General features: G+C 67.6%; 17 protein-coding genes. 15 read left to right on the top strand and 2 right to left on the bottom strand.

Annotated elements, in window-relative coordinates:
- Positions 1–39 precede the first annotated feature (39 nt).
- The 3 genes from FFS08_RS12365 (at position 40) to FFS08_RS12355 (ending at position 10,190) form a co-directional block, all read left to right on the top strand.
- Positions 40–6,786, top strand: coding sequence for a filamentous hemagglutinin family protein (locus FFS08_RS12365; protein WP_212742008.1), 6,747 nt, complete (start codon positions 40–42; stop codon positions 6,784–6,786).
- Between the two features lie 380 nt (positions 6,787–7,166).
- Positions 7,167–8,297: a Hint domain-containing protein gene (locus FFS08_RS12360; RefSeq protein WP_171015308.1), complete on the top strand. Its 1,131-nt coding sequence runs from the start codon at positions 7,167–7,169 to the stop codon at positions 8,295–8,297.
- Between the two features lie 54 nt (positions 8,298–8,351).
- Positions 8,352–10,190: a tetratricopeptide repeat-containing sulfotransferase family protein gene (locus tag FFS08_RS12355; protein ID WP_137861291.1), complete on the top strand. Its 1,839-nt coding sequence runs from the start codon at positions 8,352–8,354 to the stop codon at positions 10,188–10,190.
- 69 nt (positions 10,191–10,259) lie between these two features.
- Here FFS08_RS12355 and FFS08_RS12350 read toward each other — a convergent pair whose 3' ends face one another.
- Both FFS08_RS12350 and FFS08_RS12345 read right to left on the bottom strand, forming a co-directional pair.
- Positions 10,260–12,212, bottom strand: a complete 1,953-nt coding sequence (locus tag FFS08_RS12350) for a type 2 periplasmic-binding domain-containing protein (protein ID WP_137861290.1) — start codon at positions 12,210–12,212, stop codon at positions 10,260–10,262.
- Positions 12,213–12,358: 146 nt separating this feature from the next.
- On the bottom strand, positions 12,359–14,326 hold the full coding sequence (locus tag FFS08_RS12345) for a type 2 periplasmic-binding domain-containing protein (RefSeq protein WP_137861289.1): 1,968 nt from the start codon (positions 14,324–14,326) through the stop codon (positions 12,359–12,361).
- Positions 14,327–14,935: 609 nt separating this feature from the next.
- Here FFS08_RS12345 and FFS08_RS12340 point away from each other — a divergent pair.
- From FFS08_RS12340 to FFS08_RS12285, 12 genes are read left to right on the top strand one after another with little or no spacing between them, the layout of a single operon-like run.
- Positions 14,936–16,579 (top strand): GspE/PulE family protein, encoded by a 1,644-nt coding sequence (locus FFS08_RS12340; RefSeq protein ID WP_249340963.1) that lies wholly within the window; start codon positions 14,936–14,938, stop codon positions 16,577–16,579.
- The gene (locus tag FFS08_RS12335) at positions 16,579–17,790 is read left to right on the top strand and encodes a type II secretion system F family protein (protein WP_137861287.1); all 1,212 of its coding nucleotides are present in this window, start codon (positions 16,579–16,581) and stop codon (positions 17,788–17,790) included. The genes FFS08_RS12340 and FFS08_RS12335 overlap by 1 nt, the downstream gene beginning before the upstream one ends.
- A gap of 17 nt (positions 17,791–17,807) precedes the next feature.
- Positions 17,808–18,230 carry a type II secretion system major pseudopilin GspG gene (gene gspG, locus FFS08_RS12330; RefSeq protein WP_212742007.1) on the top strand — a complete coding sequence of 141 codons (423 nt, stop codon included), beginning with the start codon at positions 17,808–17,810 and terminating at the stop codon, positions 18,228–18,230.
- Positions 18,214–18,651 carry a GspH/FimT family pseudopilin gene (locus FFS08_RS12325; protein ID WP_171012588.1) on the top strand — a complete coding sequence of 146 codons (438 nt, stop codon included), beginning with the start codon at positions 18,214–18,216 and terminating at the stop codon, positions 18,649–18,651. The genes gspG and FFS08_RS12325 overlap by 17 nt, the downstream gene beginning before the upstream one ends.
- Positions 18,648–19,031 carry a type II secretion system protein gene (locus FFS08_RS12320; RefSeq protein WP_137861284.1) on the top strand — a complete coding sequence of 128 codons (384 nt, stop codon included), beginning with the start codon at positions 18,648–18,650 and terminating at the stop codon, positions 19,029–19,031. The genes FFS08_RS12325 and FFS08_RS12320 overlap by 4 nt, the downstream gene beginning before the upstream one ends.
- Before the next feature lie 3 nt (positions 19,032–19,034).
- The gene (locus FFS08_RS12315) at positions 19,035–19,721 is read left to right on the top strand and encodes a PulJ/GspJ family protein (protein WP_137861283.1); all 687 of its coding nucleotides are present in this window, start codon (positions 19,035–19,037) and stop codon (positions 19,719–19,721) included.
- Positions 19,718–20,725, top strand: a complete 1,008-nt coding sequence (locus FFS08_RS12310) for a hypothetical protein (RefSeq protein WP_137861282.1) — start codon at positions 19,718–19,720, stop codon at positions 20,723–20,725. The genes FFS08_RS12315 and FFS08_RS12310 overlap by 4 nt, the downstream gene beginning before the upstream one ends.
- Positions 20,722–21,276: a type II secretion system protein GspM gene (gene gspM / locus FFS08_RS12305; RefSeq protein WP_137861281.1), complete on the top strand. Its 555-nt coding sequence runs from the start codon at positions 20,722–20,724 to the stop codon at positions 21,274–21,276. The genes FFS08_RS12310 and gspM overlap by 4 nt, the downstream gene beginning before the upstream one ends.
- A complete protein-coding gene (locus FFS08_RS12300; protein ID WP_137861280.1) occupies positions 21,236–21,748 on the top strand; it encodes a hypothetical protein in 513 nt (170 codons plus the stop codon). The genes gspM and FFS08_RS12300 overlap by 41 nt, the downstream gene beginning before the upstream one ends.
- A complete protein-coding gene (gene gspD / locus FFS08_RS12295) occupies positions 21,748–23,796 on the top strand; it encodes a type II secretion system secretin GspD (protein ID WP_171012587.1) in 2,049 nt (682 codons plus the stop codon). The genes FFS08_RS12300 and gspD overlap by 1 nt, the downstream gene beginning before the upstream one ends.
- A complete protein-coding gene (locus FFS08_RS12290; protein ID WP_137861278.1) occupies positions 23,793–24,635 on the top strand; it encodes a type II secretion system minor pseudopilin in 843 nt (280 codons plus the stop codon). The genes gspD and FFS08_RS12290 overlap by 4 nt, the downstream gene beginning before the upstream one ends.
- A gap of 23 nt (positions 24,636–24,658) precedes the next feature.
- Positions 24,659–26,335, top strand: coding sequence for a tetratricopeptide repeat protein (locus FFS08_RS12285; protein WP_171012586.1), 1,677 nt, complete (start codon positions 24,659–24,661; stop codon positions 26,333–26,335).
- Positions 26,336–26,338: the final 3 nt, after the last annotated feature.

Raw genomic sequence — 26,338 nt, 5'->3', positions numbered from 1 at the left:
GTCATCGTCGCCGCGGATGACAGCCAGCAGGCCGCTGGCGTGCTCACCGTAAGCGCTGCTACGCTGGGGCGGCTCGGCGCCACCAGCCTGTTGATCGGCGGCCAGCGTGCCGACAATGCCGACGGCACCACGGCGATCAACGCCAGCGCCGCCTCGCTCGTGATCCGCAGCGGCGTCACGCTGGACGTGCCGGAACTGCTCCTCGCGGTGGGTGGGGTCGGCTCCACGCTTGCGATCGAGGACGGCGTGACGCTCAAGGCGAGCGGCGCGCTCGGAACGCAGCCGGCGACCGATTATACCGCTTCGACGGCGGGATCGCTGGTGCGGCTCGCCAATGGCGTCGAGCGGCTGGTTTCCCGTACCGGCACCGGTGCCTCGACGCTGCGGATCGGCGCAGCGAACCTTGGCGGTGCCGCGCTCGCGCTGGACACGAGCGGGAACTTCGCAGTCGCGGACGCCGCGGCGCTCTCCGCCCAGAAGATCGCGATCGGCGGCGGTGCGATCCAGTTCAACGCGAGCGCCGATATGGCCGGACAGGCTGGCGTCATCGGCGCCGGGCTCGAAGTCAAGCTCGCCGCGGCGCAGCAGCTGACGGTACGTTCGCCGGGCGTGATCCGCTTCTCGCAGGGCGCGCATCGCTTCAACGACCTGGTACTCGACACGGCGACCCTGGCGGCGACTCCCGGCGGTGCCGCGGGCGGCGACGTCACCATCGATGCGGGCGCCGTTCGCCTGCTCAATGCGACGGGCGCGGCGGACGGGTGCGCGACCGCGGGCCTGTGCGGACAGGCGGCGAACCTGAACATCAATGCGACGACGCTCAGCCTGGGCGCGAACGCAGTGCGAGCCACGGGCATCACCGCCGGCGTGACGCTCGCCGCGCGCGACGGCATCTATGTCGAGGGCAAGGGCTCCTTCTCGACCGGCAATGCCGCGCTGACGCTTCAGGCGCCGTTCCTCGCCGATCGCGCCGCGGCCGCCGATCCGCGCGCGCAGAAGGTGCGGCCGGACTATGGCTTCCTGACCAATGCCGGCTTCACCCTGTCCGCTCCGGCGGGCGCCGCGGCTCAGTCCCCGACCGGCAATGCCGCGCCGGGCGCGAGCATCAGCATCGGTACGAAGGACGCGCCGGTGCTCTCGGCGACGATCGTCGGCAGCCTGATCCGCGCAACGGCCGGCATCATCGACATGGAGTCGCGCGGTGACATCACCTTGTCCGGCGCGACGCTGTCGACACCGGGATATGAGAAGACCTTCGGCGACAGTGTCGATGCAGTTACGATCTCGGCCGGCGGGGGCACGATCAATCTCCTGTCGAAGACGGGTAACCTGCGTGCCGATGCGGCGAGCAAGCTGATCGTCGACAGCGGCACGGGCACGGCGGGAACGCTCAACCTGCTCGCCGGTAATGGCGCGATCACACTGGACGCGATGCTGAATCCGGGCGTGCAGGGCAGCCGCCAGAGCTCGATCGCATTCGATTCCGGCCAATCGGGGTTCGACCTGGGCGGCTTCGTCACGCGTTATGGGCGCCTGTTCGGCGGCGACGTCGCGGTGCGCAGCGGTGCGGGCGACCTGGCGCTGGCGGCAGGGCAGGTGCTGAAGGCAAAGAGCGTCAGCCTCACTGCGGATGGCGGGGCGATTGCGATCGGCGGAACGATCGACACGTCGGGCATGAGCATCGCCGGGATGACCGCGGACGCGGCGCGCAACGCCGCGGTCGACGGCGGCGACATCGCGCTCTGGGGACGCACCGGAGTGACGCTCGCCGCCACGGCGAAGCTCGACACGCATACCAGCGGCTATGCCGATACCGACAGCCGGGTTGCCTCGGCCGGCGATGTGACGATCGGCATCGCCTCCCCGGACGCGGCGATCACCATCGCCAATGGCGCGGTCATGGATGTCGGTGCCCGCCGGACGCAGGCCGCTCGGGCGGCCGGCGAGGCCGGCGCGCGCTTGGTGCCGCAGGTGATCACCGACGTGGCGACCGGCAATCCGATCACCGTCTATCGCTATGCGGCGGCGGACAGCGGCGGGACCGTGCGCTTCCGCGCGCCGGTGCTCGGCGCCGGCGAGGACAAGGTCGCGGTCAGCCTGCACGGATCGGTGCTGGGCGCGAGCGAGATCCAGCTCGAGGCGTTCAAGCGCTACGATCTCGATGCGCTGGCGAACAGCGGGCTCTATTCGGGGATCAGCCGAGCGGCGGACGGCACGTTGCTGCTCGACCTGGCCGCGAGCAGCGCATCCGGCGGGAAGTTCAATCCGTTCACCGAGAATTTCGCGCTTGCCGATGGCGGTTCCTCGCTGGTGCGGTTCATCCAGGGCTTCGGCGTCACGACGCTGGATGGGAGCAGCCTTGACGGGATGCGGCTGCGGCCGGGCGTGGAACTCGCTGCGGGCGGCAGCATCCGCACCGTGACCCAGTGGAATCTCGGCGCGGCGACCTTCTCGCCCGCGCAGCTTCAGGCGGCGGTGGCGGCGGGCGTGATCGAGGTCATTCCCGAGCTAAGCACCGGCGGGCAGACCCAGTATCGCGTGGTGCCGGGCAGGGAAGGCGCGCTGCTCGACCGTTTCGCCACCTTCCTCTATCGCACCGGCGGATCGGCGCGGGGCGAGGCGCCGGTGGTGACGATGCGCGCGGGCGGCAGCCTGACGATCAACCGCAGCATCAGCGACGGCTTCTTCACGTTCCGCGACAAGTCGAACACCGGCTATATCAACTGGCAGCTCGGCGGCGGCGACCGGAGCTATTCGCCGGCGATCCAATTCTCGTGCGGCGGCGCATCCGGATCCTGCGGAAGCATCCCGAGCTATGCCTCGGGCGTGGCCAACAACCCGGGTGCCGCGGGCACGCTCGTCATCGGACTCGGCACGCAAGCCGCGCAGGGCGCTCTCAAATCGGGTGCCGCCTATGTCAACTCGCCGTTGGCGCTCGCCGGCAACGGCGCGGCGGGAGGCGGCGAAGCGGGGGATTCGCTGGGCTTTGCCGAGCTCTTCCCGCTGCTCGACGGCAATACCGCGATGCATTCGTCGGATCTGCGTCTGGTCGCCGGAGCGGGGGCCACGCTGTCGGTCAATCCGCTCGTGGTCGATCGCGCGCTCGACGCCGACATGGTCGTGGCGGGCCAATATAGCTATCGCATCACGGCGAGCGGCACCGTCGGCTTCAACGGCCCGCTCCAGTTCCAGCTCCTCAGGTCCGCCGGCACGAATACGGTCAACTTCGATATCGGCGACACGCTGGGCCAGGCCAGCACGACCGGCAATCTCAACCAGCTCCGCGACGATGCCTATACCCAGCTCAACTGGGGCACTTCCACGGGGCTCGGCGCCGATGCGCGGGCGGCGGCGCAACGTTATTTCGCGGGCAAGGGATACGGCTTCATCGGACCGGCGAACCAGCCGACCGGGATCACGGCGCCGCTTTCGGAGATCCTCGGCTTCCTCAAGAGCTTCGAGGCGACCTATATGGCCGGGCTGATCAGCGGGCGGACCGGCTATACGGCGAACCGCACGCCAGCGATCATCCGCTACGGCACCGCCGGCCAGCAGAACAGCCCGACTGCGCCCAACCAGGCCTGGGTCCGCTCCTATGTGCGGACCGGCGACGGTGCTATCGACGTTGCGGCGGCGCGTGACGTCGATCTGCGCGGCGCGGCCAATCTTAACGATCGCAACGCAGTCACCTATCGCCGAGCGGACGGGACGTCGACGACGACGCCCGACTATGGCAGCAGCGTCAACGCGTCGTTCGATTTTTCGGCGGCGGCGATCTACACGGCGGGCGTGCGCGTGGCGCCGGTCGATGTCACGGCCCGCATCGCCGGAGGCGGTCTGGTGACCGTCCGGTCCGACAGCCCCTATCTAAATCCGGCGCTCGAGCGGCTCAACTTCATTCCTTCGCCCATGGCGCTGTCCGAAACGCCGCCGGTGCTGGCATATCACGGCGGCGACATCGGCATCACGGCCGGGAGGGACGTGCTCGGCACGCGTGACGTGTGGAGCGAGCGGGTCCTCGGCCTTGCCAATGGGACGAGCCTCGATCCCACGATCGGCCAGAGCAGCCAGCGCTGGCGGGTCGTCTCCGGCGAGATCGGAGTCGATACCGAATTTGCCCTTTCGCCGCGCTATTTCACCTCGGGCGTCGGAGCGCTTGCCGGGGGCGACGTGACGATCGACGCCGGTCGCGACGTCGTCGAGCTGACGGTGGCGCTGACCAACGGCGTGTCGACCACCTCCGGCAATGCCGGACCGGTGATGCTGAGCTTCGGCAACGGCAATCTGGCGATCGATGCCGGACGCGACGTGCTGGCCGGCCGGTTCGATGTCGCTTCGGGTGCGGGGCGCATCCATGCCGAGCGCGACATCGGTGCCTTTGGCCTGGAGCCGTACACTGCGAATCTCCTCGTGGATCGCGTGGTGCCCCAGCAATATGCACGGGTTCGCCTTGCCGATGCGGTGGTGGACGTGTCGGCAAAGGGGGCAGTGAAGCTGGCCAGCGTATCTGCGCTCGGCGTGAGCAGCGCGATCCAGACGCCCGGCGCGATCGGCTTCTTCAGCCCGGCTGCCGCGATCGGAATCTCGGCCAATGAGAAGATCGAGCTCCTGCCGCAATTCATCGTGCAGTCCCTGGGCGCGGACTATGGGCTGGCAAACACCGTCCAGGTTCTGCCGCCGACCGTCGCGCTGACGTCGCTCGCCGGCAGCGTGGTGTTGCCCGCATTGACGCCGCAATTGCTCTATCCGTCGGCGTTCGGCCAGCTGCGCCTGTTCAGCGACGGCAGCATCAAGAACCTGTCGATCGCGATGAGCGACGCGGATCCGGGGTTCACGGCGGGTGCCTTCATCACGGTCAACCCCAACCCCTTCGCAATCCCCGCAGTCGTCTCGAACACCACCGATGCGGATCTCCGCAGGCAACATAATCAGCGCATCACGCATGCGAGCGATGCCGAGCCGGTGCGGATCTACAGCAGCGGCGACATCGTCAACTCGGCGATCTTCCTGCCCAAGCAGGCGCGGATCACGGCGGGCGGCAATATCGTCGACATGTTCTTCAACGGACAGAACCTGACTGCGTTCGACGTGACCCGCATCCGAGCGGGCGGGGACATCACCGGCACCATTGCCTCTACCCCGAGCTTCCTCCCCTATGTCAGGTCGAACGATTTCATTCTCGGCGGGCCCGGCAGCTTCATCGTCGAGGCGGGCGGCGATATCGGACCCTTTGTCACTTCCGCCAACATGACATCGCCGACCAATCACCAGTCGGCGAGTTTCGGCGGCGGCATCAGGACGATCGGCAACGACTATAATCCCTGGCTGGCCGATACGGGCGCGGATCTCCAGGTCCGCTTCGGCATGGCGGCCGGCGCAGACTATACGGCGCTGCGCGAGATCTATCTCAACCCGGCGAACTTCGCGAAGCTCGACGGCGATCTGTTCGAGCAGGTCACCGACACCTTCGGCAACCAGCGGCCCGATCACAGCAGGCAGATCTATGCTCCCCTGCTTGCCGAATGGCTGCGCGACAACGCGCCGGAGGCATTTGCCGCCATCTTCGGCGGCCGGAGCTTCGCCGACAAGACCGCGCTGAGCCAGGCGGCCTATGGCCAAGCCGAGGCGCTCTATCAGGCCTTTGCCAAGGTCGATCCGCTGCGCCAGCAGGATTTCCTGATCAACCGGCTCTATTTCAACGAGATCGCCGCGGTCGGCAACAAGCACGGCCCCTCGTTCCAGCAATATGTCCGCGGCTATCGCGCGATCCAGACGCTCTTCCCGGCGAGCCTCGGCTATACCGACAACCTCGCGCCCTATACGCTCGATCCGTCGACGATCTCCGCGGACCACCCGCTTGGCGAGCCGGTGCGCAACATCGTCAATGGGCAGCCGCAAAAGGCAGAGCGGATCATTACCGGCAATGTCGATCTGCGGCTTGCCACCATCCAGACCGGGCGCGGTGGCAATGTCACCATCCTCGGGCCGGGCGGCGACGTCATTGCCGGTTCCGTGGTGCGCACCGCGGACCAGCCGGCGCGCCGCGCGACGGCTTTCCAGGTGGCGGGAGTCGGGGTGCCGTCCAATCTGGAACAGGGCAACGTCAATGCCATCATCGGCAACGACTTCCTCTCCGTCCCGCTCGGCTATGAGGGGTTGCTGACGCTGCGTGGCGGCGAGATCCGGTCGTTCACCGATGGGGACTTCATCCTCAACCAGAGCCGCGTGTTCACGCAGCAGGGCGGCGCCATCGTCATGTGGTCGTCGAACGGGGATCTCAACGCCGGCCAGGGACCGAAGAGCGCTTCGAACTTCCCGCCGGTCACGGTCCGTTTCGACGAAGAGGGGCTGGCGGACATCAACAGCGTCGGCAGCGTCTCGGGCGCAGGCATCGGCACCTTCAAGCGGGCGCCGGAGGATCCGGCATCGGACGTGATCCTGATCGCGCCGGTGGGCGAAGTCGATGCCGGCGACGCGGGCGTGCGTGCGTCGGGCAATGTCGTGGTCGCGGCCGCACGGGTGGCGAACGCGGACAATTTCAAGGCTGCGGGGGACATCACCGGCGTGCCGAGCCAGGGCGTCGCCAATGTGAACGTGACACCGAATGGCGCCAGCGAAGTTCAGGCGCAACTGCGCGACGCGACGCGGAGCGCGCAACCGCCGGCCGATCGCCGTTCGATCATCACCGTCGACGTGCTGGGCCCGGCACGCGACGGCCGCTGCGAGGATCGCAACGCGGGCGATGACCCGGACTGCGCGCCGAGCGGAGGCCATCAACCGCAATGACGTGAATCCCAGTTTTCCTATTTCACCGGAGATTTGAAATGGCAGGCGATCCCAGCAATCCGTTCAACGATAAGTTGATTCAGCTGAATGGAGTCGATTTCGGAACTGTAAAGGCTCTCGCTCCTTCGACTCCAGATGAGTTGAGCATATCTGGAAACAAGCTGGTAGCATCCGGCTTTGTGGCAAATACAGATACGCGAGTAGGTAGAGTAGATGTCATAGACTATACATATCGTCCGGGAAGTGGCTCTGGAAGTAGCTACGTTCCGCCCATATTCGGGATAATAACATTCTCCAACATCGCCAATCCAGGGGGTGTTTCCGATATAACCGGGCCGTATCAGCAATATATCATCATGGGATTCTCGCAGAACGGCCTGTTGTTGTATCGAATGGTCTATCAGGACCTGCATTATTTCAATATCGGTGCCATCGACGCCACCTATGGCGGCGCGATCTTTTCAGAAGATGGTTTCGGGACGGGCGGCGTCACCTTCCCTGTGACTTTCGGTTATGACGTGGCCGCCTATCTGCCCTGTTTCGCCGAAGGCACGCCGCTGCTCACGCCGTCGGGCCCGCGCCTGGTCGAGGATCTGGCCGCCGGGGACATGATCCTGACCGCCGGGGGCGAGCAACGGCCGATCAAATGGGTCGGCTGGACGAGCACGCACCCCGCACGCCATGTGCATCCGGGTGAGGTCAATCCGGTTCGTGTCAAGGCGCATGCCTTCGCACCGAACGTGCCCGAGCAGGATGTGCGTGTCTCGCCCGGCCATGCCATCCATATCGATGGGGTGCTGGTGCCCGCCGGGCATCTGATCAATGGCGCGACGATCGTCCAGGAAGCGGTGGAGACGATCCGTTACTTCCACGTCGAGCTCGACACGCATGATCTTCTGGTCGCCGCGGGCCTGCCCTGCGAAAGCTATCTGGATGACGGCAACCGTGCCAGCTTCGTCAATTCGGGCGAGGCCGTGGCGCTGCACGGCCGGCTCGATCCGAAGAGCTGGGACGATGCCTGCGCACCGCTCGTCGCGGCAGGCCCGCAGCTCGTCGAGATCCAGCAGCGCCTCCATGCGCGGGCCGAGGAACTAGGCTGGGTGCGGACCGAGGATGCCGGCCTCGCGGTGTTCGCCGATGGGGTCGAACTGGCGCCGCTCCATGTTGCGGGCGACCGCCACTGGTTCGCGCTGCCTGCGGCGAGCGAGATATTGCTCAGCTCCAACCGTAGCGTGCTGTCGCAGCTCGTTCCGGGCCTTGCCGATTACCGGCAGCTCGGTGTGGCGGTGTCGCAGCTGCGGCTGGACGGCGAGGCGATCGGCCTTGATTCGGATGCCCTTGCTTCCGGCTTTCATGCGCTTGAGCAGAGCGAGCAGTTCTCCTGGCGCTGGACTGACGGTGATGCGACGCTCAAGCTCGGGCGGGGTGCCCCGGCCATGCTCGAAATCGAGCTTGTCATGATCGCGCCGTCCTGGACCAGCCCGACGCCGGCGCTCCGCGTCGTTGCCTGACAATTGTGAGGGCCCGGCCGGTCGCCGGGCCCTCGTTCCAAGGGAGTTTGCCCTTTGCTCGATCTGATCGAGAAGCAGGATGCCGGCCAGGGTTTGGCTTGCGCGTGCCAGTCCGGACTCGGCCGGGACAAATGCTGCGAGCTGGATCTCGGCCGGGTCGAGCACGTCCCGCCGGAGCGGCATGCGGAAGCGCTGGCCGGGCTGACCCGCGCCTATCATGCGGGCGACCTGGAGACGACCCGGCGCCTGGCGATCGAGGTGCTGGAGATTTCGCCGGGCCAGCGGGACGCGCTGGGGGCGTTCTTCAACCTGCTGCGCGAGGCCGGGCAATGGCAGGCTGCTGCTTCCGTCGTCAGCCGGCTGGCCCTGCTCGATCCCAATGATGCAACCATCAGGTCGGTGGCAGCAAGCTACTTCCTGGAGCGGAACGATCTGCCGAACGCGCACCTGCATGGGCGCATGCTGGTGCGGTTGGCGCCGGAGGAATCCGTTGCGCATTTCACAATGGGCCGCATCTTCCTGGCGAGCGGCAAGGCGCAGGCCGCCGAAATGCATCTCCAGCTTGCCGAGCAACTCGCCGATCCCCGCAAGCGGAATGCCCCCGATCTCCGGGCGGCGCGCGCCGGCGCGTTGCGGGAACAGGGCAAGTTCGCCGCGGCACGGGCGATCTATGAGCGCCTCTCCGCCGAAGACAGCCTGAGTCTCCAGATGCTGCTCGACTGGGCCACGCTGGAGGAGTCCGCCCGCGATTTCCCCGCCGCCTTCGCGCTGCTGGACCGCGCGGCTGCGATGCCCGGCGCCGATATGCGCGTGGCGGTGATGCGTGCAGGCCTCCATCGCCGCGTGAAGGAGCCCGAGCGCGCACTCGAGGCAATCGACACGTCGAGCGCGGAGGGCGAGGGGAGCGGCATGCTGCTGGCCAAGGGGCAGATACTCGACTCGCTGGGCCGGTATGACGAGGCGTTCGCATGCTTCGATGCCTATAAGGCGCGGGTCCGCGACGGGGGTGGGTGCTACATGGCCGAGGAGGCACGCCGGCTGGTCCGGGCGCTCGAGGATTTCTTCACCGAAGGGCGCACGAAACTCCTGCCGCGCGCCGCGATCCGCGACGCGAGCCCCCAGCCCATCTTCATCGTCGGATTCCCGCGCTCGGGCACCACGCTCGTCGAGCAGACGCTCAGTTCCCATCCGGAGATCTCCGCAGGCGACGAACTGCCGATCGTGCATTCGATCGTGCAGCGCGCCCAACTCCTGCTGGGCAGCCCCGGCGCCTATCCGATCGCGCTGAGCGAACTCTGGCTGGGCGATCGCCGCGGCCATGTCGAGACGCTACGCGATCTCTATCTCAACGAGGCACGCGAGATGGGCGCCGTCGCGCCCGGCAAGCGATGGTTCACCGACAAGATGCCGCTCAACGAGACCCATCTCGGTCTGATCGGCCTGTTGTTCCCCAAGTCCCCGATCATCCATCTCGTTCGCCATCCGCTCGACGTGGTGCTCTCGGTTTTCTCGAACGGCCTCACTCATGGCTATTATTGCGCCAGTGCCCTCGATAGCGCCGCCACTCACTACGCCCTGATCGCCGATCTGATCGCGCATTACCGGACTGCGATGCCGCTCAATTATCACGCGGTCCGCTATGAGGATCTGGTCACCGATCAGGAGCGCGAAGTGCGCGCGATGCTCCACTTCATCGGCGAGCCGTTTGATCCGGCGGTGCTCGCCTTTCACGAGAATGCGCGCCACGCCCGCACGGCCAGCTATGCCCAGGTGACCGAGAAGCTCTACACGCGATCACGCTTCCGCTATCGCAATTATCTGAAGCATCTCGAACCGGTGATCCCCATCCTCATGCCGGCGATCGAGCGGCTCGGCTACACGATCGAGCGGTAGCGCGGGTCTTCGAGCCACGGGAAGCGGCCCCGGATTTCCCCGGGGCCATTCTCGTCGCACGTCCGGTGCCTAGATGCCTGCCTTGCCCGTGCAGGTGCTGTTCCACCACGAGGTGCCCATGAACAGCTTGCTGTCGCCGAGCCGCGTTGCCGAGGTTTCGGCCGAGTCCGTCAGGAAGGTCTCGCGCACCGCGTGCTTCCACGCCTGGGGAAGGCCGCCGATGTTCGAGCGGACCAGCAGGCCCGAATTGGCGAACGCGGCGCCGACGCGAGTGAAGATGCCCGTGCGGTTGGTGCCGGTGCTGTCGAAGGTGTTCACATAGTCGGTATTGAAGCTGAGGAAGTTGATCATCGCAGTGGCGTTCGAGCCGCCGGCGTCGGTGGCGTAGCAGGTATAGCCCAGGAACTGGGTCGTGCCGGTGATCGGATAGCCGGCGGCGGGATCCTGAAGCCCGGTGCCGGCATAGATCACGTCATACCAGGCGAGCGGGTTGCTGCGCTTGGCATTGCCCTTCACGCCCGCGGTGCCGCCGTGATAGGTGGGGATGCGGACCTGGCGGGTGTCGGTGGCGGTGTCGTTGAAGAAACCGTCGCTGGCCGACTGCGGCGGCAGGATCGTGCCGAAGGCAGTCGTGGCGTTCGCCGCGCTCGGCATGTGCCACAGGCTGGTCGTGGCGTTCTTCAGCGCCGCGGCGTGCAGACCGCCGGGCGCGCTTGGCGAGCCGTCGATGAAGGCGGCACTGATATAGCCGATCTTGCCGTTGAGCTTCACGGTCGTGTCCGAAGGCGAGACATAGTCGGGCGCGAACTTGATCGCGCTGGCGACGTTGTGATCTCCGGACGCAACAAGGAACAGGCCGGTGCCGTTCGAGACCGAAGCGGAGGGCTGCGAGCTTACCTTGCCGGCATTGGCTGCCGGAGTGACGATCGCGCTGCCGCTCCAATATTCGGCACCGACCACCGTGGCGCCCGAGAAGTTCGGCGAACCGGGGACGCCGGTGTCGTTCGGCGAAGTGTTGCCGGCCTCAGGCTGCGAGCTGGCGGTCTGCAGGCCCGTGTCGGAGCGGACGCTGTCGAACACCGGACGGATCGTGGCGGTCACTTTGCGGTTGTAGGGGAGCGTCTCGGCGTTGATGGCGTATTTGTTGCCGCTGGCGACCGAACCGCACTGCGCGGCGAGCGCGCGGGTGAAGATGTCGGTCGTGCCCGAGCGGTCGAGGCGACCGACGAGGCGGACCGGAACGCCATCGGCATTCCAGCGGGCCACGGCGTCGCCCGAATCGCGCAGGCTGGTGCCGCCATTGTCGGCAGTGAAGGCGGCATTGTTGAAGTTGACGATGGTGCCGTTGAAGACGCCGCAGAGCGTCGACTGGCTCATGCGCAGGCCGCCCGCGGCCGTGCCGAGGATGCTCTGCGGGTTCGAAAGGTTGAAGGCATAGTCGGTGTTGACGCCGCCAACCGTCTTGCGGCCATAGGTCGGGCTATAGGCGATCGCGATCGGAAGCACGAACTTCGGGAACATGATCGGCGCGCCGCCACTGGTCTGCGCAGCGCCGCCGTTGTAGCGCGTGAGGTCCCCATCCGTGACCGAGGAGTCGGTGAAGGCGAACTGGACCTTGTTCCAGGTGCCGAAGGAGTTCGGATTGGCCGTGCCGATCACGAAGGCGGGAACCGAGGTGAGCGAACCCGGTGCGACCCAGGCGTCGCGGCCGGTGCCCGAGCCCGAACTGAGGTAGCGGCCGAGAAAGCCGGGCCACAGGTCCGTCGTGGCGCAGTTGATGCCGGTGTACAGGTTGGTCGGCTCGGGGATCGCAATGCCGCCGCCGCCGAGCAGGCCGAGGATCGAATAGCCGCCGTTGCAGTTGAGCTCCTGCACGAGGACGCCCTGGATCGAGGTCGCGCCGGTGCCGTGCAGGGCGGTCTCGCCGTCATTGTTCGCCGTGGTCTGGGCCTGGGCGGAAGCGCATGCGAGTGCCCCGAAGACGATTGCCGCCAGAAGCGGGGTCTTGCTGGAATATTGCATCGAAGGTCTCCCGGTTGGTCTTGCGGATCGATGCGAACCTTCGGGGATTTCGTTCTCTGGTGGTCTTTCGAGGTCGTGGCGCCGAAGCGAAGGCGGCGGCCCCGGATTTCTCCAAGGCCGCCGAAGTTTCTGGTTATCCTGTATATTTAGATGCCTGCCTTGCCCGTGCAGGTGCTGTTGGACGTCGAGGTGCCCATGAACAGCTTGCTGTCGCCGAGCCGCGTGGTCGAGGTTTCGGCCGAGTCCGTCAGGAAGGTCTCGCGCACCGCGTGCTTCCACGCCTGGGGAAGGCCGCCGATGTTCGAGCGGACCAGCAGGCCCGAGCTGTTGAACGCGGCGCCGACGCGAGTGAAGATGCCCGTGCGGTTGGTGCCGGTGCTGTCGAAGGTGTTCACATAGTCGGTATTGAAGCTGAGGAAGTTGATCATCGCAGCGGCGTTCGAGCCGCTGGCGTCGGTGGCGTAGCAGGTATAGCCCAGGAACTGGGTCGTGCCGGTGATCGGATAGCCGGCGGCGGGGTTCTGAAGCCCGGTGCCTGCGTAGATCACGTCATACCAGGCGAGCGGGTTGGTGCGCTTGGCATTGCCCTTCACGCCCGCGGTGCCGCCCTGATAGGTGGGGATGCGGACCGGGCGGGTGTCGGTGGCGGTGTCGTTGAAGGAACCGTCGCTGGCCGACTGCGGCGGCAGGATCGTGCCGAAGGCAGTCGTGGCGTTCGCCGCGCTCGGCATGTGCCACAGGTTGGTCGTGGCGTTCTTCAGCGCCGCGGCGTGCAGGCCGCCCGGGGCGCTCGGCGAGCCGTCGATGAAGTCGGCGCCGATATAGCCGATCTTGCCGTTGAGCTTCACGGTCGGATCCGAAGGCGAGACATAGTCGGGCGCGAACTTGATCGCGCTGGCGACGCGGCCGCTGCCGTCGGCGACGAGGAACAGGCCGGTGCCGTTCGAGACCGAAGCGGAGGGCTGCGAGCTTACCTTGCCGGCATTGGCTGCCGGAGTGACGATCGCGCTGCCGCTCCAATATTCGGCACCGACCACCGTGGCGCCCGAGAAGTTCGGCGAACCGGGGACGCCGGTGTCGTTCGGCGAAGTGTTGCCGGCCTCAGGCTGCGAGCTGGCGGTCTGCAGGCCCGTGTCGGAGCGGACGCTGTCGAACACCGGACGGATCGTGGCGGTCACCGTGCGGTTGTAGGGGAGCGTCTCGGCGTTGGTGGCGTATTTGTTGCCGCTGGCGACCGAACCGCACTGCGCGGCGAGCGCGCGGGTGAAGATGTCGGTCGTGCCCGAGCGGTCGAGGCGACCGACGAGGCGGACCGGAACGCCATCGGCATTCCAGCGGGCCACGGCGTCGGCCGAATCGCGCAGGCTGGTGCTGCCATTGTCGGCAGTGAAGGCGGCGTCGTTGAAGTTGACGATGGTGCCGTTGAAGACGCCGCAGAGCGTCGTCTGGCTCATGCGCAGGCCGCCCGCGGCCGTGCCGAGGATGCTCTGCGGGCTCGAAAGGTTGAAGGCATAGTCGGTGTTGACGCCGCCAACCGTCTTGCGGCCATAGGTCGGGCTATAGGCGATCGCGACCGGAAGCACGAACTTCGGGAACATGATCGGCGCGCCGCCATTGGTCTGCGCGGCGCCGCCGGTGTAGCTGGTCAGATCGCCATCCGTGACCGAGGAATCGGCGAAGGCGAACTGGATCTTGTTCCAGGTGCCGAAGGGGTTCGGATTGGCCGTGCCGATCGCGAAGGCCGAGGTCGAGGTGAGCGAGCCCGCCGCAATCCAGGAGCTGCGGCCGGTGCCCGAGCCCGAACCGATGTAGCGGCCGCTGAAGCCGGGCCACAGGTCCGTCGTGGTGCAGTTGAAGCCGGTGTACAGGCTGGTCGGCTCGATCGAAGTCGACGACGTGCCGGCCACCGAAGAAGTGCCGATCGCACCGAGGTTCGAATAGCCGCCGTTGCAGTTGAGCTCCTGCACGAGGACGCCCTGGATCGAGGTCGCGCCGGTGCCGTGCAGGGCGGTCTCGCCGTCATTGTTCGCCGTGGTCTGGGCCTGGGCGAAGGAAGAGGCGAGAGCGCTGGTGGCGACGGTCGCCAGGAACAGCGCGTTCTTGAAACGCTTCATGGGATATTCTCCTGTTTGGGACTTGCCTTAAGAAATGTCGGTTAGTTGCGAGTCAAAGTTCGGTCGTTTCAAGATATCGCTATGATATCCTGGGACGATCGAGAGATCTTAAGTTCACGCAAAGTCTACCCGTGCATTCAAAGAATGTCGGCTAACCCTCGTTCTGGGGTTCGTTCAGCATGTGCGACGATGAATTTCATGAATCGCACAGGTAACGATCATTCAAACAAGAATATTTCTACATATCGGTTTCGACTCGATTCAGAACCGACGGTTGATCTCTTACGCAGGTCAAATGACATTTTTGTTATCGTGATGCATCCACAAATATAATCCGCACTAAAATGGCAGCATTTGCAAAAATGCACGGATATTAACTTCAAATATGTGAAGTAATATATCTCATATTTGTGAAATTTAGTTGTAGCATAATCTGGATATGAGTAGTTATTGGCTGGCTCATCCAGGGCTCGCCTCGGCCGAGAGGCTCGAGCCGGGAGGTTGTACATGATCGGCGATAGCACGGCGTCCGGGCCAAATATTGAAGGTTCCTGGGACAAATTGCCGGACGGACCGGCTGTCGCGGCCGATGGAGGCGGACTCGCGGCGATGCTGCGCGGCCGAGGGCTGCTGGCGGAGGAGGCGCTCCAGCGCGCGTTGCTGATCGAGCGCGAATCGGGGGAGCGCCTCGAGGCGGTGGTGACTCGCCTGGGCATGATTTCGGAGGACCGGCTGGCCGCGGAGCTGGCGCGCTTCTCGGGCCTGGCTGCGATTGGTGCCGACGGTTTCCCTGCGGCGCCGGTCGAGGGCCCGGAACTCTCGGTTGCCTTCCTGCGCGACATGCGCGCGATCCCCGTGGCGATCGACCCCGTCGTCGTGCGCATCGCCGTGTCGAACCCGTTCGATTCCTTCGCCGCCCAGGCTTTCGGCTTCATGTTCCAGCGCCGTGTCGAGCGGGTAATCGGCCGGGCCAGCGACATCGACGTCGCGATCGAGCGGCTTTATCATGGCCAGCCGCATGGCTCGGGCGCGATCGACGATGCCGTCGACGACGACGATCTCGAGCGGCTTAAGGACCTGGTCAGCGATGCACCGGTGATTCGCGCGGTCAACCGGCTGATCGCCAGCGCGGTCGATCAGCGTGCCTCGGACATCCATATCGAGCCCGGCGACGATGGCCTGTCGATTCGCTTCCGCATCGACGGCATGCTGCGCGATGCCGGGCGGCTCCCCGTGGCGATGCGTGCGCCGCTGGCGTCGCGCATCAAGGTGATGGCGCAGCTCAACATCGCCGAGCGCCGGCTGCCGCAGGACGGGCGGATGCGCATTTCGGTACGGGGCAACGAGATCGACCTGCGTGTGGCGACCGCGCCCTCGATCCATGGCGAGAGCGTCGTCATGCGCATCCTCGACCGCTCCAGGCTCGCGCTCGACTTCGCCGCGCTCGGCTTCGACCCGGGCCTTGCCGGGCGGTTGCGCGAGGCGATAGCGCGCCCCCACGGGATCGTGCTGGTCACCGGCCCGACCGGCAGCGGCAAGACCACCACGCTCTACGCGGCTCTTTCCGAGCTCAATGCGCCCGAGCGCAAGCTGCTCACCGTCGAGGATCCGATCGAATATCGCCTGCCGGGCGTCGTCCAGACCCAGGTCAATCCGGCGATCGGCTTCACGTTCGGATCGGCGCTGCGCTCGTTCCTGCGCCAGGACCCCGACGTGATGATGGTCGGCGAGATCCGTGATACCGAGACGGCGCAGATCGCGGTGCAGGCGGCGCTGACCGGCCATATGATCCTGTCGACGCTGCATACCAACACTGCTGCCGGAGCGGTCTCGCGGCTGCTCGACATGGGCGTCGAGCCGTTCCTGCTGGGATCGGTGCTGACCGGCGTGCTCGCCCAGCGGCTGGTCCGGCGGCTCTGCCCCGAATGCCGCCAGCCATTCGACCCGGCGGAGGCCGGCCCCGAGGCCCTGCGGCCGTTGCTGGCGCTCCAGGGCGTCGACCGGCTCTACCATGCGATGGGCTGTGCGCGGTGTGGCGGGAGCGGCTATTCGGGGCGGATCGCGCTGCTCGAATTCCTGCGGGTCGACGGCGCGGTGGAGCGGCTGATCCTGAAGCGGGCGGATACGCGCGAGATCCTGGTTGCCGCCGAGCAGGGCGGGATGCGCAGCCTGGCGGCGGACGGCGTCGCCAAGGCGGCGGCGGGGCTGACGACGATCGAGGAAGTGCTTCGCGTCGCGAGTGGGGAAGCCTGATGGCGACCTGGCGCTATCGGGCGGTCCGCCGCGACGGTTCCGCGCTGGCCGGCGAGGTGGACGCGACCGACCGGGACGATGCGGTGGCCAGCCTCAGGCGGAGCGGCGCCACGCCGCTGGAACTGGTCGCGGTGCCGCCACGTGCGCCGGGGCGGCCACGGCGCGCCGGAGCCAGAGCGCGGGCGGCGGCCGCGACTTGTATCGGCGAGCTCGCGGTGCTGATCGGCGCCGGGCTGCAGCTCGATCGGGCGCTCGCGCTGGCGATCGAGAATGTCGAGGACAAGCGAGTCGGGGAAAGCCTGGGCGAGATATTGCGCGACGTGCGCGAAGGCGTTCCCCTGTCGCGGGCGATCGCGCAGAAGCCCGATCTGTTCTCGCCCACCGCGATGGCGATGATCGAGGCGGGCGAGGCCAATGGCCGCCTGGGCGAGGCGCTGTCGCGGCTCGCGGCGACGCTGGAGCAGGAGGCCGAGCTCCGCCGCCTGATCGGATCGTCGATGATCTACCCGATCGCGCTGCTGGTGATCGCCATCGGCGTGGTGCTGCTGATGCTGCTCTTCGTCGTCCCGCAGTTCGAAAGCATGTTCTCGAGTGCCGCCGGCAAGCTGCCCACCGCCACGGTCGTGGTGATGACCGCCAGCCGGTTGCTGCGGGGCTATGGCCTGGTGATGCTGCTCGGTGCCGTGGCGATCGGCGTGGGCGGGGCATTGCTGCTCCGCCGCCCGGCGGTGCGTCTCGCCCGCGACCGGCTGGTGCTGGCGCTGCCGTTGCTCGGCGAGCTGATCAGGCGCGTCGACACCGCCCGTTTCGCCCGCACGCTCGGCGCACTGATCGACGGCGAAGTGCCGCTGCCCGCCGCGCTCGCGCTCGCGCGCCGGACGATCTCGAACCAGGTGCTGGGCGAGACCATCGCCCGCGTCGCCGATGGCGTGAAGGAGGGCGGGGGACTCACCGCGCCGCTCGCCGCCTCGGGCGCGCTGCCGCGCCTGGCGATCGGCTTCCTGCGCACGGGCGAGGAGACCTCGCAGCTCGGCATGATGCTGGGCCGTCTCGCCGACGTGCTCGATCGCGACATTCGCCTGCGCATCGAGCGGCTCATCGGCATCCTCACCCCGGTCATCACCGTGGTGCTGGGTGCCACCGTCGCATCGATCATCGCCGCGATCATGTCGGCGATCCTCGGCTTCAACGATCTCGCCCTGACATCATGAACAAGGACAGGACCGCCATGCGGAGAAACAATGGACGCGAAGCGGGCTTCACGCTGCTCGAACTGCTCGTGGTGCTCGCGATTCTGGGGTTGCTGGCGGCGATCGTCGGGCCGCAGGTAATCAAATATCTCGACAGCTCCAAGTCGCAATCGGCGCGGGTGCAGGCGAAGAACGTTGCCGCCGCGCTCAACCTGTTCAAGCTCGACGTGTCGCGCTTCCCGACTCCGGAAGAGGGCGTGACGGCGCTGATCAAGCAGCCGCCCAACGTGCCTAACTGGAACGGCCCCTATCTGCCCGAGCAGTCGGCGATCATCGATCCCTGGGGGCGCCCCTATCTGCTGCGGATCCCCGGCGAGCACGGCGATGTCGATGTCTATTCGCTCGGCTCGGACGGGCAGCCCGGCGGCACCGGCGAGGCGCGGGATGTCGGCAATTATTGATCCGCATGCCGGGGATGATGCCGGTACCTGTGGATTCACGCTGGTCGAGGTCCTGGTGATCCTGGCTATCCTCATCCTCATGGCGGGAATCGTCTTTCCTTCGGTCGAGAAGGCGATGCGGCGCCAGAGCTTCGTCGGGGCAGCGAAGCGTGTGGAGCTGGGGCTTCGCGCCGCGCGGGCCGCGGCGGTGGCCGGCGGCGTGCCGGTTCGCTTCGCCGCGGTGTCCGACGGTCATGGCTTCCGCTTCGCCGATCGCGACGATCGTCTTCCCGACGGTGTGACGATCGCGATGCCTGGCCGCGGGATCCGGTTCTTCGCCGACGGAAGCGCCACGGGCGGTGAAATCGAGATCTCGGACGGGCAGCTCCGCCGGCGGATCGCCATCAGCAAGACGCTGGGCACGGCCGAGGGACGGCAATGAGCGCCTCGGTGCCGGCGGGCGCGTCCGCGGGGTTCAGCCTGGTCGAGACGCTGGTCGCGCTGGCCGTGATCGCGATGATGTCCGGGCTGTTCTTCGATTCGATCGGCACCAATGCGAATCTCTCGCGTACCGTTGCCGCACGCCGCGAAGCGGTGCTGCTCGCCCAGTCGCTGCTCGCCGCGGCGACGGCGCCCAGCGATTCGCGCAATGTCGCCGACAGCGGCAGCAGCCGGAACCTGCGCTGGCGAATCACGCGCCTGTCGCGCGGTGGCGACGCGCGGGACGGCGGTATTCCGCTCGAGGAAGTTCGCATCGAGATTGCCGATCGAACGACCGGCCGCCCGCTCACCAGCGTTCATACGCTTCGGCTCGCGCGTTGACCGATGCGCGCCCCTGCTTCCTCGGCGAGCCGCGCGGACGCATCGGGTTTCACGCTCATCGAGCTGCTGGTCGCGCTTGCGTTGATGGGAATGGCGGCATCGCTGCTGCTCGCCGGGCTGCGCATGGCAGGGCTGGTCACGCTCCGCGAGCGGGCGAGCAACGCGGGGCTGGACGAAGTGATCGCGGCACAGCGCATCCTGCGTATGGGGATCACGCGGCTGCGGCCGGCCGTGCGCTTCGATACCTCCAGGCCGATCCTGGAGTTTCGCGGGGACGATGCGGTCCTGAGCTTCGTGGCGCCGCCATTCGACCGCGATGCGCCGGATGCGCTCCAGCGTTTCCGGCTCACGCGCACCGCAACGGGCGAGCTCGTCCTCCATACCGTGAGCACGCGCAAGGCGGGGGTCGATCAGCGCGGATATGATCTGACCGGCTGGGCCACGACGACGCTGCTGCGCGGCACCACGCGTCTTTCGATCAACTATCGCGGGGTTCCGGAATCGGGCGGCGACCGGGCCTGGCTCAATCGATGGTGGGACCGGACCAGTCCGCCCGAGCTGATTCGCATCCATGTCGAATTCGCGCCCGCCGATCCCCGGCAATGGCCGGACCTGCTGATTCGGCCGCAGGTCGCGATCAATACCTGCCTGAGCGATCGATCGGGCGGCGCCTGCGGAGCCGAGCGATGAACCCTCGCGGCCTGCTCGATGCCGACATGCGGACGATCGGCCAATGGCTGCTCCAGGGCTGGCAATGGTGGATCGACGAGATCCGGGGGTTGGCGCCGGCCCGGTTGCGGCGTGCGCGGACCAGCGACGCTCCGCGCTTCGTCGTGCGACACGATGCGCTCGTGCCGGTATCCGACGGGACCCGCGGCGCGACGCCGGGGATGCGCGTCACGCTGGTCGTGGCCGCCGCCGAGTGCCTGGTGCGGGTGATCACCCGACCCACGCTTGGCGAGCGCGACATGCATCGCATGGTCGCGTTCGAAGCGGATACGCTGCTGCCGCTGCCTTCGGGCTCGGTGCTCCTGGCGGTGCGGAGCGGGGGCGCCGCGGAAGAGCCGGGCAAGACTCGCATCCGGGTTGCAGGCCTGCCGATCGAAACCGCGCACGCCATGCTCCGCGCCGCCGACGCCGCGCGCGTAGTGCCCGTCGCGGTGATTCTCGATGAGTCGCAGCCATCGCCGTTGGACTTCGCGCCGGCGCTGCGTTCGGCGGGCCTGCTGGCGCGCAGGCGGAGCGCCACGCCGCTGCTCTGGGGGCTGGTGGCAGTGCTATTGCTATTCAATATCACCATGGCGATCTGGCGCGATGCCGCGCGCGTGGCGCAGCTCGAGCAGATCGTCGCGGAACAGCAGCCGGCGGCCGGCATTGCCCAGGCGATAGCCCGGCGCGGCGAGCAGGACCGCAGCCTCGCCGCCCGCTCGCTCGCGCTGCGGCATACGCATGACCCGCTGCAGGTGATCGCGGCGGTGAGCGATGCACTGCCAGAGGGAGCCTGGCTCCAGCGCTTCGTCTGGGACGGCGAGGGGGTGCGGCTTACCGGCTATCGCCCGGCACGTGCCGACGTGGCGACGGCGCTGCGCCGTTCGGGCCGCTTCGCCGGCGTCCGCGCCATGGGCGAGAGCAGCGAGGCGGCCGTACCCGCCGGTGAGCCATTCGACCTCTCCGCCAGGATGGGCGCGCGATGATGCGTCCGGTCTCCACCCGCGAAAGGCGCCTCGTCGCGCTGCTGATCCTCACCGGGGCCGTCGCCACGGCCCATTTCCTGATCGTCGCCCCGATCGTCGCCGGTTTCCAGGCGCGCGCGGAGCGGCTGGACCGGCTCGCGCTGACCTATGCGCACAATGTTCGGACCATCGCGACGATCCCGCGGCTGCGGCGCCAGGCGGAGGCTGCGCGCGCCGCAACTGCATCCTTCGTAGCCGGCGTGCCCAATGTCGATGCGGGCCGCGAGTGGCTCAAGGAGCGATTGCAGGGCGCGGTCGAAGGGGCAGGCGGCACTTTCCGCGAGGGAGGCGATGCCGAAGGCCGCCCGGGCTGGGCGCGGGCGCGCGGCGCGGCGCGGATGACTCTGTCCCAGCTCACCGCCGCGCTGGCCCGACTGCAGAACCAGCCGCCCTGGCTCGTCGTCGAGACGGTCAGCCTCAGTGCGGGCAACACGATCGTGCCCGGCCAATCCCCAGTCATGGATGTGGAAATTGAAGCTTCGATCCCCATTCGCCCTGTCGCCGCTCGATAGGTCGTCGATGCTGCCGCTGGCGCTCGCGCTGCTGCTTGGCGCGGCGCTGGCGTTCCAGCTGCTCGCCGGAAACGAGATCGACCTGCCGATGGCCGGGCCGGTGCGCGGCGGCGCGCCGGTGGACGGGCGCGTGGCGATCCAGCCCCCGGTCGCACTCGTCGATCCGGGGATCGCGCGGCGAGCGATGTTCATGCCGGTCCTTGCCGAGCCGAAGGAGGCGGCGGCGGGGCAGGGGCAGCTTGGCGGTTACGCGGTGGTCGGCGTCGTCCAGGTCAATGCCGCCATCTACGCGATCGTGCAGGGGCCGGGCGAGCGGACGTTCCGTGCCGCGCCGGGCCAGCGGCTCGGCGGCTGGCAGCTGCGCAGCGTGACCCGCGACGAGGTCGCGCTGTCGCGGGGCGGCGAGCGGATGCAGGTCCGCTTCGGCCCCGGCGGGCCGGTCACCACGGCATCCGGCAAGGGAGAACAATGATGGACGCGCGTCGCAAGCTTGGAGCAGGGACGGCGGGGCTCTCCCTCGCCATCGCCGGCTGTGCGGGCGGCCCGCCGCCCCAACCGATCGCGGTCCCGCAGGCGCCGCCGATCGTGGCCGAGGCGGAGCAAGCGGCGCCACAGGTGCGCGCGACGATCATGGGCGGCGAAAGCTCGCCGCCGGGCCCTGCCGTACCGCGCGCTCGCCCGGTCAGGCCGGGCAATATCAGCATCAACCTGCCGCGCGCCGATGTGCGTGCCGTGGCGATGTCGGTCCAGGAAGCCACGGGGATCGCGGTCGCGGTCGAACCGGGGGTGACCGGCCAGGTCTCGCTGGTCACGCCGGGAACGGTCGCCCGGTCCGAGATAATCCCGTTGTTCGAAGCTGGGCTGCGCGCCGCCAACCTGGCGCTCGTGCCGGTCGGCAATGGCTATGCCGTGCGCATGCTGGCCGCTGCCCAGGCGCCCGTCGCGCCCGATGCGATCGGGTTTGGCACCGAAATCGTCACGCTCGCATTCATCAATGCCGAGGAACTGAAGAAGGTGATCGACGGCGCGTTGCCCGGAGTGGTCGCCGGTGTCGATGGGGCGGGCGGGCGGATCACCATCGCGGGCACCACCGGCCAGCGCGCGAGTGCGCGCGACCTGATCCGGCAGTTCGACGTCAATTGGCTGCGCAACATGAGTTTCGCGCTGTTCGTCCCCGAGCGGACCGACGCCCGGCTGATCGTTCCCGAGCTGGACAAGCTGATCAACGCAGCCGATGCGCCGACGCGTGGGCTGGTTCGGCTGATCACCATGGAGCGGCTGAACGGCATCCTCGCGGTCAGCACGCAGCGCCAGTATCTCGACGACGTCCGTCGCTGGATCGAAGTGCTTGATCGGGAGGGCGAGAACAACGAGCGCCGGATCTTCGTGTATCGCGTCCAGAATGGTCGCGCGCGCGATCTGGCACGCACGCTGAACCGCGCCTTTGGCGGCGGCGGCGAGGAGGACAGCGGAAACGGCGATCCCTTCGCCGCCAGCGACCAGGCGACGAGTCGTACCGCGTCTCCGGCCCCCAAGCCCGACGCTGCCAAACCGGCGAGCGGCGCCGCGAATTCCGCCGAGCCGGGCGGCGTCGGGCGCGACGCCACGGCTTCCGGCGGCAAGATCACCGCGGACGAAGTCAACAACGCCGTCGTGGTCTATGGCACGCCACGCGACTATGCTATGATCGAGGACGCCCTGCGCCGTCTCGACCTGCCGCCCCAGCAGGTGATGATCGAGGCGGCGATCACCGAAGTGTCGCTTACCGATACGCTGCGGTACGGCGTCCAGTGGAACTGGCTGACCGGCAACAGCAATTTCCGGCTGACCGACGGGGCCGCCATGCCGACCGGCGCTACCCAGGCGGGCTTTTCCTATTTCCTCGCGGGCAGCAGCATCACGGCGGCGCTCAACGCGCTCGAGCAGCGTACCAACATCAAGGTCGTCTCGGCGCCGAAGCTGGTCACGCTCAACAACCAGACCGCAGCGCTGCAGGTCGGCGACCAGGTGCCGGTCTCGTCGGGCAGCGCGGTCAGCGTCGACAATCCCAACGCGCCGATCGTCAACTCGATCAGCTATCGCGATACCGGCGTGATCCTCAAGGTCACACCGCGGGTCAATGCCGGCGGGCTGGTGCTGCTCGACATCTCGCAGGAAGTGAGCGACGTCAACGTCAACGCCCCGAGCGCGGCCGGCGACAAGACTCCGGCCTCGCCCACCATCTCGACTCGGCGCATCTCGACTTCGGTCGCGGTGCAGGACGGGCAAGTGATCGCGCTGGGCGGGTTGTTCCGCGACTCTCAGAGCCTGGGCAAGAACGGCATCCCGATCCTGTCGCGCATCCCGGTCATCGGCGGCCTGTTCGGCAGCCACAACAATGGGCAGAAGCGCACCGAGCTGATTGTGCTGCTCAAGCCCCATGTGATCCGCACCCCCGACGATGGCCGCGCCGTCACCGAGGAGCTCCGCGCCAAGCTGCGCACGCTGGAGCCGTTCCGCACCGAGGGGCGGATCCCGTGAGCCGCGAGGGCGAGGAGGGCTATGCCCTTGTCGCAGCGGTGGCGAGCATCGCCGTGTTCGCGACGATGGCGCTGGCGGTGCTGGATACGGCTCGCATGGGACTGGCGGATGCCGGGGCTGAGCAGGCGCAGATGCAGGCGGTGGCCGCCGCCGATGCGGGGATCGCGTTCGGGCTGAGCAAGATCCTGGGCAATGATCCCACGCAGCGCTGGGCCGCGGACGGCGCTGTTCACGCGCTGCGCTTCGGCGAAGCCGAGCTCCGGATCGTCGTGCGGGACGAGCGCGGCAAGGTGCCGCTCGGCCTGCTCGACGAGCCCCAGGCGACTCGGTTGCTCGAACAGGCTGGCCTGGAAGGCGAGCGGCTGCTGATCGCGCGCGACTCCCTCCTGGACTGGATCGACGACGACGAGATCAAGCGCCCCTTCGGCGCCGAGGATCCCTATTATAGCGCCGCCGGCATTCGCCCGCCGGGCGCGCGCCTCGCTTCGATCGACGAGCTCGCGCTGGTGCGCGGCCTGGATCCCGTGATCGTCGCGCGCATCCGGCCCTATGTCACCACCTACACGCTGCGCAGCGGCTTCGACGCGCAATATGCGGATCCGCGCGCGCTCGCAGTGATGGAGGCCGGCGGCGACGGCCCTCAAGCCATCGAACGCGCGCGCGCGCTTGGCGGGCAGCGGACGGCGCTGGCTTTCGCCAGCACGCCCTCGCTCGTCGACCGGCCGGTCTCGATCGAAGTGCTGGCGACCTTGCCCGGTGGCGGCCGTGCCGCGCGGACTCTCGTCGCCGAGATCACGGGCATTTCCGAACGGCCCTATGTCGTGCGGGCCTATGAATGAAGCGTTCGAAGGGAGGTGAGGCGATGGCGGGTTCGAATGTCCTGAAGGGCGGCCGGCAATCCCAGGTGCAGGCGTTGCTCGCGCGTGGTGCCATGTTCCTCGCCAAGGGCAAGCCGGCGAATGCGTTGCGCGCGCTCGACGACGCGGTGGCGCTCGATCCTGCCAATGCCGAAGCCTTTTGCCGACGCGGCAACGCGCTTGCCGGTCTCGGCCAGCTCGCCGCGGCGATCGCGAGCTACGACCATGCGCTTGCGCTCGATCCGCGATGTGCCGAAGCGCATGATCGCAGGGGTGCCGCGCTCGCTGCCTCGGGGGCGTTCGAGCCGGCGCTGGAGAGCATCGCGCGCGCGCTGCTGATCGCGCCGGACAATCTCGATGCGCTCCAGAATCGCGCGGGCCTGCTTCGCCAGCTGGGCCGGTTCGGGGAGGCGCTGGAGGCGTTCGACGATGTGATCGCGCGCCTGCCGAACCTCGCGGCCGCGCACGACCTGCGCGCGCGCACGCTTGCGGCGCTGGGCCGTCACCGGGAGGCGTTGCGGGGGTTCGAGCGGGCGCTGGCGATCGAGCCGCGCAATATCGAGATGCTCTGCAACCGAGGAACGGCGCTATCCCTTCTCGATCGCCAGGAAGAAGCGATCGAAGCATTCGAGCAGGGGTTGGCGATCGATCCCGGGCAGGTCGAGCTTCTGACCAATCTCGGCGCATCGCTCTTCCGGCTCGAGCGGTTCGACGAAGCGGAGCGCTGCTTTGGCCGCGCGTTGCAGCGTGAGCCCGATCGGGTCGCCACGCTGCAACGCTATGCCACCCTGCTCACACAGCAGCGCCGCTTCGATGAAGCGGGCCGCTGCTATCAGCGCATCCTGACGATCGAGCTCGACAATGTGGCGGCGCTCCGCGGGCTTGCCCGGGCGCTGGAGGAACTCGGCCAGCATCAGAGCGCGCTGATCTGCTACGATCATCTGCTTTCGGTCGATCCGGGCAACGCGGCCGCGCATCAACAGCGCGGTTTCCTGCTGGTCGGGCGCGCGGAGCATGCCGAGGCGCTGCGGGCCTTCGATCGGGCCAAGGCCCTCGATCCCCGGATGGAGCAATCCGCGGTCCGCCTTCATGCCGCGATGCACCTGTCGCAATGGGAGGATTTCGAGGGGCAGCTCGCTGCGGTCCGGCGTGCTGCGGCTGTCGGCAGCCAGGGCGCGCTGTCCTTCCCTGTGCTGGCGCTGGCCGACGATCCCGAGCTCCAGCTTCAATGCTCCCGCATCCTCGCGAACAGCCATCCGCGTGTTCCGGCGGTGCCGCTCGCCGGGCGGTATCCGCGCCACGAGCGAATCCGGCTCGGCTATTTCTCGGCGGATTTTCATCATCATGCGACGATGCAATTGTTCATGGAGACGCTCGAGGCGCATGATCGCGATCGCTTCGAGCTCACTGCATTCTGGTTCGGCGACGGCAGGGGAGACTCCTGGCGTGCCCGAGTCGAGAAGGGGTTCGACGCCTTTGTCGATGTTCGGTTGAAGGAAGATGCAGCCGTCGCGCAGGTTGCCCGCGAACGCGAGATCGACATCGCGATCGACTTGAAGGGCTATACCCAGAATTGCCGCTTCGGCATCTTTGCCGAGCGGGCTGCGCCCGTGCAGGCTGGGTATCTCGGCTATCCCGGCACTTCGGGCGCCCCTTCGATCGATTATCTGATTGCCGACTAGGTC

The sequence above is a fragment of the Sphingomonas sp. 1F27F7B genome, assembly GCF_005503355.1.
Classification (GTDB): domain Bacteria; phylum Pseudomonadota; class Alphaproteobacteria; order Sphingomonadales; family Sphingomonadaceae; genus Sphingomonas.
Note: the sequence above shows the minus strand (reverse complement) of the source record. Positions and strands in the feature narration are given on the sequence as shown.